Genomic DNA, 7,593 nt, shown 5'->3' with positions numbered 1-7,593 from the left:
TTCACGGTGTTGTCCGTTCGTGCCGGGAAGCTTTTTTTCATGGAACCCAGTCCCTGGTCGAACGTTGCGCAGGAACCGAAGAGGAGCGCGATCATCAGCAGGCCGATCCACCAGCGGCATTTTCCCATGACGACCTCCGTGGAAACGGGTCTTCCGACAACGACATTATACGGCAGGCACGCCAAGGCAGATACCGAGCGAATGGGCCGTGGCGATGGTATCGCCGTCCAGCGGGACGCTCCGCCTCCCCGCCACCGCCTCCTCGAGCGGCACCGTGAGGACCGAAGGCGGCCGGAGCGCCACCATCACGCCCGACGCTCCCTCCATCAAGGCCCGGACGGCCGCGGTGCCGAAGCGCAGCGCCATCAGGCGGTCGAAGGACGTGGGTCCTCCGCCGCGCTGCAGGTGCCCCAGGACGATGGAGCGCGTCTCCTTGCCCGTGCGGGTCGAAATCTCGCCGGCCAGCCATTCGCCGACCCCTCCGAGCCGGATCTCGCTGCCGATCTCCCGTTCCCCCTTCGTCCTCATCGAGCCGCCCTTCGGCGCGGCGCCTTCCGCCGCCACCACGATCGAGTAGCGCCTCCCCATCCGGTCCCTTTCCCGGATCGCCTCGCAGACGACCTCCAGTTCGAAAGGGATCTCGGGGATCAGGATCACGTCCGCCGACCCCGCCACACCGGCGTGAAGGGCGATCCATCCGGTCGTGCGTCCCATCGTTTCCACCACCATGACGCGGTGGTGGCTCTCCGCCGTGGAGTGGAGCCGGTCGAGCGCATCCGTCGCCGTCGATACGGCCGTGTCGAAGCCGAAGGTGAGGAAGGTCGCCGAGAGGTCGTTGTCGATCGTCTTCGGGACGCCGACCACCGGCAGCCCCTTCAGGCAAAGGCGATGGGCGATCCCCAGGGAGCCGTCCCCGCCGATCGCCACGAGGGCGTCGAACCCGTGCCGGCGAAACGCCGCGAGCAGCTCGTCGGACCGGTCCACACCGACGGTCTTTCCGTCCCGCTTCACGGGATACTCGAACGGATTCCCCCGGTTCGTGGTGCCGAGGATCGTTCCGCCCAGATGACTGATCCCGCGCACCCGGTCCCGCGTCAGGGGGATCAGCCCCTCGTCCGGCGTCATCTCGAGAAGGCCGAGGTAACCGTCCCGGATCCCGACGACCTCCCATCCGAGCCGCAGCGCGGAAAGCGTGATGGCGCGTATGACGGCGTTCAATCCCGGCGCGTCGCCCCCGCCGGTGTTCACGGCGATCTTCCGGATGGCCATATCCGCCCTCCCCGCCGGCCTGGTTTTCCTCAATCTTAATTCAGACCGGGCTGTGCGTCATGCAAGAGAATCGTCGGATAACAATGGAAAAACTTTACCCTCCCTTTCCCGGGAATCGCCGCAGGCGGGAAAAAGTTTTCCCGGAACGCGGACCCGCCTGGAGTTCGTGGCTATATCTATCTGAAATAATTAATGAACCTGTTGATGAATCATTGGCATCCAAGTTGCGACAAAACGGATGTTGACGATCCGCACGAGACGCATATTATCGGTTCGACGGGTGCGTCATGAACGATGAGAAGCCCGGAAGGGTGTTCACGGTTTACCGGATGGATTTCGAGCAGCGCACGCAGGAGCCGATCGGGGAAATCCTCGAGCGGAGAAAGTCGATGCGTCAGAACAACCATTTCGGGCTGCTGCAGCTTGCCCGGAAGCTGTTCTCCACTTCCGCGGACGAAGCGGTTCGCATCGGCGTAGCCGACGCTTCGGCCGGCGAGTTCCCCGCAATCCCCAAGTAGCCCCGTCCCGGGGTTCCGCGCATCCGCAAAGCGCGTATACTGTCCAGTGAGCGGCGCCGGTTCCGGCGCCGGGCTTCCATCGCATGGAGGGCATCGTGAAAACGCAGATGCCGTACATCGGCAAGATCTCCTCGGAAATCTTCGACGAGATCATCCTTCCGCAACTGGGGAGGAAGCGCCCGGAGATCCTTGTGGGCCCCCAGCATGGAGTGGATGTGGGAGTGGCCGACCTGGGGAACGGAAAAGTGATGGTCGCCACCACCGACCCGATCTTCGTCGTCCCTCCCTACGGGTGGGAGCGCTCCGGCTGGTTCGCGATCCACATCCTTGCGTCCGACGCCTCCACGTCCGGCCTCCGCCCCACGTACATCACCGTGGATCTCAACCTCCCGCTCTCCATGAACCGGGAGGACTTCGAGGAGATGTGGGCGGTCATGCACCGCGAATGCGAGAAGATCGGGATGGCCATCCTCACGGGGCACACCGGCCGCTACGAAGGGTGCGAGTATCCCATGATCGGCGGGGCAACCGTGATCTGCATCGGGGACGCCGACCGGTACGTGACCCCGACGATGGCGCGCCCGGGGGACGTGGTCGTCGTCACCAAGGGAGCCGCCATCGAGGCGTCCGGGCTGTTCGCGGTGACCTTCCCGCAGAAGGTCGCGGAGCGGTACGGCGAGAAGGTGGCGAGAGAGGCCGAGGAGATCTTCTGGCAGATGTCGGTGGTCGAGGACGCCCTCACGGCGGTGGAGGCCGGGGTGCGCGAGGACGGCGTCACCACCATGCACGACGCGACCGAGTGCGGCGTGTGGGGCGGGCTGTTCGAAATCGCGCTGGCCTCGAAGGTCGGCATGAACGTCGACAAGGGGAAGATCATCGTCCAGGAGAACGTGCGGAAGGTCTGCGACCTGTTCGGGATCGACCCGTATTCGTCCATCAGCGAAGGGACGCTGATCCTCACCTGCCGGCCCCGCAAGGCGCAGGAGGTCCTCCGGCGGCTGGGCGACAAGGGGATCCCCGCCTCCATGGTGGGGGAGGTCGTGGACGCCCGGGAGGGGATGCGCTACTCCGAGGGCGGAAGATCGCACGAGCTGATCCATCCCAAGGTGGATCCCTTCTGGACGGCGTTCGGCAGGGCGGCGTCGGACGGCAGGTAGCGGAGGAAAGGGGGATGGCGCCATGAAGCAGGGCGGCTTCTACGGGGAGATGCGGCGGAAGTCCGACCCGATGTGGAAGCGGATCTCCGCCCACCCCTTCGTGCGGGGGATCGGGGACGGCACGCTTCCCCGGGACCGCTTCGAGTTCTATCTCAAGCAGGATTACGTGTACCTGATCGACTTCAGCCGCGTGTTCGCGATGGCCGCCGCGAAATCCGACGCGCTTTCGGACATGGGGACCTTCGCGACGCTGTTGAACCTGACGCTGAACACGGAAATGGAGCTCCACCGCAAGACGTGCGCCGCGTTCGGCATCCCGGCGGAGGAGCTCGAACGCACGCGCAAGGCCCCGGTCACTTCCGCCTACACCGATTACCTGCTCCGCGCCTGCCACGAGGGCGGCCCCGCCGAGATCCTGGCCGTGCTCGTCCCTTGCGCATGCGGCTACGTGGAGATCGCTGAAGAGCTGAAGGGGCGTGGGCTGCCCGACGACCGGTTCTACCGCGACTGGATCGAGACGTACTCCTCGGCCGAGTTCCGGGAATTCGCCGAATGGCTTGTCGACCGGATGAACGCCCGCGCGGAGGGCGCCTCCGCGGGAACCCGGGAGCGCTGGTACCGGCTGTACGAAATGAGCGCCCTCTACGAATACCTGTTCTTCGACATGAGCTGGAAGATGGAGGAGTGGCCATGAGCGACAGGATCCGCCCGGAAACGTGGCGGCTGTATCTCGTCACCGACGAAAAATTGAGCCGGGGACGGTCCTGCCTGGAAGTCGCGGAAAACGCAATCCGCGGCGGGGCCGACGTGATCCAGCTCCGGGACAAGACTTCCCCCAGCGGCGCCCTGTACCGGATCGCGATGGAGCTGCGGAAGCTCACCCTTTCGGCGAAGGTCCCGCTGATCGTCAACGACCGCCTCGACATCGCGCTGGCCGTCGACGCCGACGGCCTTCACGTCGGCCAGGACGACCTGCCCGCCTCCGTCGCGCGGCGGCTCCTGGGGCCCGGCAAGATCCTTGGAGTATCGACGGAAACGCCCGAAGAGGCGCTCCTCGCGGAGAAGGACGGCGCCGATTACATCGGCGTGGGGCCGATCTTCGAGGCGCGCGGGACCAAGGCGGACGCGGGGGAGCCCAAGGGCCCGGGGATGATCGTCCCGATCCGGGCGAAGTGCCGCCTCCCCGTGGTCGCGATCGGCGGGATCAAGGCGGGGAACGCGCGCAGCGTCATCGACGCGGGAGCGGCGGCCGTTGCGGTCGTCTCCGACATCGTCGCGGCGGACGACGTCGAGCAGGCCGCCCGCAGGTTCAGGGAGATCCTCGGAGCGGGAGGGCGGGGGCGTTGAAAGGGGTCCGCAGGACGGTCGGCGAGACCGGCGAGTTCAACCTGATCGACCGGATCCGGAAGATCCTGCCCGTTTCCCGGAACCGGGAGCTGCGCGTCGACATCGGGGACGACACCGCGGTCGTCGCGCTGGACCGCAGGCGCGCCCTGCTGCTGACCTGCGACATCCAGGTGGAGGGGCGCCATTTCCTGTTCGACCGGACCACGCCGTACCGGGTGGGGCGGAAATCCATGGCGGTGAACCTCAGCGACATCGCTTCCATGGGAGGGAAGCCGACGTACGCGCTGGTCTCGCTGGGGCTCCCCGCCGACCTGCCCGTGGAAAGCTTCGAGCGGCTGTTCGAGGGGATGCGGGACGAGATGCGGGCCTACGGGGCCTACGTCATCGGCGGAAACCTGGCGAGGACGCGGGAAGAGCTGGTCGTCGACGTCACCCTGCTGGGGGAGGCCGAGCTTTCGAAGGTGCTGACCCGCGACGGCGCGCGGCCCGGCGACCGCATCTTCGTCACCGGGACGCTGGGGGCTTCCGCCGCGGGGATGGAGGCGCTCCGGATCTACGGGAAGAAGGTCCCCGGGAAATACCGGGAGCTGGCGGACCGCCACGTCCTGCCCGTCCCGCGCGTGGGAATGGGTCAAAAGATCGCCCGGTCGGGCGTCGCCTCCGCAATGATCGACCTGAGCGACGGCGTGGCGGGCGACCTGTACCACATCTGCGAGCGCAGCGGCGTGGGCGCGGAGATCCGGGAGGAGCTGCTCCCGCTGCCGGAGCGGATCGCGGAGATCGCGGAGAAGTCCGGCAGGTCCGTCCTCGACCTCGCGCTGCACAACGGGGAGGATTACGAGCTGCTGTTCACCGTCCCTCCCGGCGCGCCGGAGCGGAAGATCCGGGCGCTGCCCGGGAATACGGGCATTCCCGTCACGGAGATCGGAAGGATCGTCGACCGGCGGGAGGGCTACTGCCGGGTGGATGCCGCCGGGAGGAAGACCGCGCTGAAGCCGTCCGGCTGGGACCATTTCCGGGAGGAGCCGGGAGGCGGGAAAAGGAGAAAGGGAAAATGAAAAGGGCGCTGACCATCGCCGGGTCCGACAGCGGGGGAGGCGCCGGCATCCAGGCCGACCTGAAGACGTTCATGGCCTTCGGCGTCCACGGGATGTCCGTCGTCACCGCCCTCACGGCCCAGAACACGCTGGGCGTGCAGGGGATCTTCGACGTCTCCCCGGACTTCGTCCGGAAGCAGATCCAGAGCGTCATGACGGACATCGGGACCGACGCGGCGAAGACCGGGATGCTGGCGAACGCCGCGATCGTGCGGGCGGTGGCGGAATCGGTCCGCAAGTACAAGATCCCCAACCTCGTCGTCGACCCGGTGATGGTCGCCAAGAGCGGCGATCCGCTCCTGACGGAGGAGGCGCGCAAGGCGATCCGCGACGAGCTGCTCCCCCTGGCGGAGATCATCACCCCCAACCTTTTCGAGGCCGAAGCGCTGCTGGAGCGGAAGGTCCGCACCATCGACGCGATGAAGGAGGCCGCGCGGGAGCTGGCGGAATTCGGCTGCCGGTGGGTGGTCCTCAAAGGGGGAAGCATGGACATCGAGGGGAAAGCGGTCGATGTCCTTTGCGACGGGGAGGATCTGGTCCTGCTGACCTCGCCGTGGATGAAGTCCCGGAACACGCAGGGGACCGGCTGCACCTTCGCATCCGCCATCGCGGCGGGCCTTGCCAAGGGGCTCCCCGTTCCGGACGCCGTCCGGCGCGCCAAGGAATACGTCACCGAGGCCATCCGGAGCGGCCCCGCGATCGGCGGCGGCCACGGCCCTGCCAACCACCTGGCCGGGGTCCACAGCAAGTGGTGAAGGATCCGCGAATCCTCTTGAAACCGACCACCGATCGGTAGGAACATCAATAATAGACCCCGTCCCGTCGAACCTGTAGACAAACCCGAACCGGATGCACGAGGAAGGAGGTGGCCGTAAAGAGTCGCCGGTCGTTTTCCCGTCTTTAATGATCGTCACGGCGATGTGAACCTTGGAGCGGGAGGCGCATATGGGTGACGGCAGAAAGGACAGGAACAAGGGAAGGGCAGGGATCGACCGCAGGGATTTCCTGAAATACGCCGGCGCGGCGGGCACGGCATTCGCCTTGAGCGATTTCGCCATTCCGGAGGCCCGGGCCGCCGAAGCGAAGAAGGCGGGCCCGAAGGGCAAGGTCCACGTGCTCGCCTGCAACGAGAAGACCTCTACGGACGGTTACTGGGACAACTCCACGCCGCCGGTCCTGACGATCAAGTCGGGCGACACGGTGTACGTGGAAACCGGCACGCACCTCATGAGCCGGATGAAGCCGGGAGCCGACATCAATGACTGGATGACCTGGTTCAAGGAGGTCATCGACAAGACCCCGGAGACCTACTTCTTCCCGGACGAGGTCACGGGCGCCCAGAAGATCCGCAAGGGGGCGGGCCACCATCACCTGACCGGCCCGATCTACGTCGAGGATGCCGAGCCGGGCGACTTCCTGCAGGTCGAACTTCTCGATATCGATCCCGGCCCCTACGGCTTCAACCTGAACCCGGAGACCTCCTTCGTGAACCTCGGCCTCCTGAAGGAGGATTACCCGAAGGGAAAGGTCCGCTGGTACACCGTGAACCGGAAGGACTGGACGTTCGAGTTCCAGCCGGGAATCAAGATCCCCGTGCGCCCGTTCCCGGGGACGATCGGCGTCGAGCTGCCCGAGAAGGGGATGTGGAGCAACGTGCCCCCCGGCCGGCACGGCGGCAATCTCGACAACAAGGACCTGATCAAGGGAACCGTTCTCTACCTGCCGGTCTGGGTGAAAGGCGCGGGATTCAAGACCGGCGACTCCCATTTCGCCCAGGGGCACGGGGAGATCAACCTGAACGCCCTGGAAGGGTTCTTCAAGAACTTCACCCTGCGCTTCACCGTGAGAAAGGATCTGGGCAAGCTGATCGACTGGCCCGTGGGGTCGAGTCCGACCCATTGGATCATGATGGGGATGCATACCGACGCCTACAAATCGTGCCAGATGGCGGCGCGGCAGGCGGTCTCGTTCCTGAACAGACACTACGGAATGGAGCCGATGGAGGCCTACGCTTTCTGTTCCCAGGCGGTCGACTTCCACGTGACGCAGCTCGTTGATTATACGATCGGGATCCACGCGATGATTCCCAAGGGCTGCTTCGTCGGAAAGCAGTATGCGGGAAAGAACGGCCTCCTGATCCCGAAACAGGCCTGACGGACGGGAGCACCACCTGGCGACGGCGGAGGGGAGGATCCTCCGCCTGCG

At 65.9% G+C, this 7,593-nt stretch carries 8 protein-coding genes; 7 read left to right on the top strand and 1 reads right to left on the bottom strand.

Annotated features, from left to right (window positions below; translation table 11 throughout):
* Nucleotides 1–165: 165 nt before the first annotated feature.
* On the bottom strand, nt 166–1,269 hold the full coding sequence (locus tag AB1346_11830; protein MEW6721130.1) for an ATP-dependent 6-phosphofructokinase: 1,104 nt from the start codon (nt 1,267–1,269) through the stop codon (nt 166–168).
* Nucleotides 1,270–1,556: 287 nt separating this feature from the next.
* Between AB1346_11830 and AB1346_11825 the strand changes: the two genes are divergently transcribed.
* From AB1346_11825 to AB1346_11795, 7 genes are all read left to right on the top strand, one after another.
* Nucleotides 1,557–1,787, top strand: coding sequence for a hypothetical protein (locus tag AB1346_11825; GenBank protein ID MEW6721129.1), 231 nt, complete (start codon nt 1,557–1,559; stop codon nt 1,785–1,787).
* Between the two features lie 95 nt (nt 1,788–1,882).
* The gene (locus AB1346_11820) at nt 1,883–2,944 is read left to right on the top strand and encodes an AIR synthase family protein (GenBank protein MEW6721128.1); all 1,062 of its coding nucleotides are present in this window, start codon (nt 1,883–1,885) and stop codon (nt 2,942–2,944) included.
* Between the two features lie 22 nt (nt 2,945–2,966).
* Nucleotides 2,967–3,638, top strand: a complete 672-nt coding sequence (tenA, locus tag AB1346_11815; protein MEW6721127.1) for a thiaminase II — start codon at nt 2,967–2,969, stop codon at nt 3,636–3,638.
* Nucleotides 3,635–4,291, top strand: a complete 657-nt coding sequence (thiE, locus tag AB1346_11810) for a thiamine phosphate synthase (GenBank protein MEW6721126.1) — start codon at nt 3,635–3,637, stop codon at nt 4,289–4,291. Before tenA ends, thiE begins: the two co-directional genes overlap by 4 nt.
* Nucleotides 4,288–5,349 (top strand): thiamine-phosphate kinase, encoded by a 1,062-nt coding sequence (gene thiL, locus AB1346_11805; protein MEW6721125.1) that lies wholly within the window; start codon nt 4,288–4,290, stop codon nt 5,347–5,349. Before thiE ends, thiL begins: the two co-directional genes overlap by 4 nt.
* Entirely contained in the window at nt 5,346–6,143 is a 798-nt protein-coding gene (gene thiD, locus AB1346_11800; protein ID MEW6721124.1) for a bifunctional hydroxymethylpyrimidine kinase/phosphomethylpyrimidine kinase, read from the top strand. The genes thiL and thiD overlap by 4 nt, the downstream gene beginning before the upstream one ends.
* 190 nt (nt 6,144–6,333) lie before the next feature.
* The gene (locus AB1346_11795) at nt 6,334–7,542 is read left to right on the top strand and encodes an acetamidase/formamidase family protein (protein MEW6721123.1); all 1,209 of its coding nucleotides are present in this window, start codon (nt 6,334–6,336) and stop codon (nt 7,540–7,542) included.
* Nucleotides 7,543–7,593 lie beyond the last annotated feature (51 nt).

It is taken from the genome of Thermodesulfobacteriota bacterium (assembly GCA_040758155.1).
GTDB lineage: Bacteria > Desulfobacterota > Deferrimicrobia > Deferrimicrobiales > Deferrimicrobiaceae > UBA2219.
Note: the sequence above shows the minus strand (reverse complement) of the source record. Positions and strands in the feature narration are given on the sequence as shown.